The sequence below is a fragment of the Cupriavidus sp. HPC(L) genome, from assembly GCF_000307735.3.
Lineage (GTDB): Bacteria > Pseudomonadota > Gammaproteobacteria > Burkholderiales > Burkholderiaceae > Cupriavidus.
This window is the reverse complement of record NZ_AMPR02000411.1, coordinates 1-1,027: the sequence shown is the minus strand read 5'-3', so window position 1 is coordinate 1,027 and position 1,027 is coordinate 1. Positions and strand designations below refer to the sequence as shown.

The window sequence follows — 1,027 nt, the reverse complement described above, 5'->3', positions numbered from 1 at the left end:
GATTGGGAGCGGACGCCGCTGGCGGTCCGCTCGTCGGCGCCGCAGGAAGATTCGGCTCAAGCGTCGTTTGCCGGCATCCATCTGTCGCGGCTGAACGTGACCGGCGTCGATGCCGTCGCCGAGGCGGTGCAGGCGGCATGGGATTCGGTGTGGGAGCCGGCTGCGGTCGCCTACCGGCAACGCCTCGGCCTCGATGGGGAGGCACCGGCGATGGCGGTGGTCGTGATGCCGCTGCTGGCCGCGGTGGCGGCCGGCGTCGCCTTTACCTGCGATCCGCTGTCCGGCCGCGACGATCAGTTGCTGATCCACGCGCATTGGGGCCTGGGCGAGGCGCTGGTCAGCGGACAGGCCGACGGCGACGAGTACCGGCTGCAGAGCAACGAAAGCACCGATGGCGACGACGCGCTGCGCGTCATCGCGCGCCGCCTGGGCGGCAAGCAAAGGATGACGCAACTGCTCCCCGGCGGCGGCACCACGGCGATCGACACGCCCGCGCAGCAGGCCGCCCAGGCGGTACTGTCCGACGCGCAGGCCATCGCGCTTGGCGAACTGGCGCGCGATGCCGCCGGCGCGCTCGACTTCGCCAATCCCCGCTACGACATCGAATGGGTCTGGGACGGCGAGCGTTTCTGGATCGTGCAGGCGCGGCCCGTCACCGCGCGGGCGCGCCACACCTATCCGGCGCTGCGCGAGCAGCCGCGCTACTGGTCGCGCGGCAATACCCGCGAGATCATGCCCGATCCGCTGTCCGCGCTGGACTGGCACGGCTGCCGCACGATGGCGAACCGGATGCTGACGCTCGGCTTCTCGCTGTCCGGCTATCCGATCCTGCCCGGCACCGAGCACGCGGCGCTGTTCGACGGCCGCCTGTATCTGGACGTGTCGCTGATGCAATGGGAGTGCTACGACGCGCTGGGCGTGCGTCCCGAAGCGGTCAACCGCCTGCTTGGCGGCACGCAGCCGGAGATCGCGGTGCCGGCGCCGACCACGGGCGACCGGCTCGCCCGCAGCCTGCGCATGCTGCGCT

General features: G+C 71.6%; 1 protein-coding gene. It reads left to right on the top strand.

Features of this window, described 5'->3' with window-relative positions; all coding sequences use genetic code 11:
- The coding region (locus B551_RS18545) for a PEP/pyruvate-binding domain-containing protein (RefSeq protein WP_023264762.1) at nucleotides 1–1,027 on the top strand (1,027 nt) is incomplete at both ends.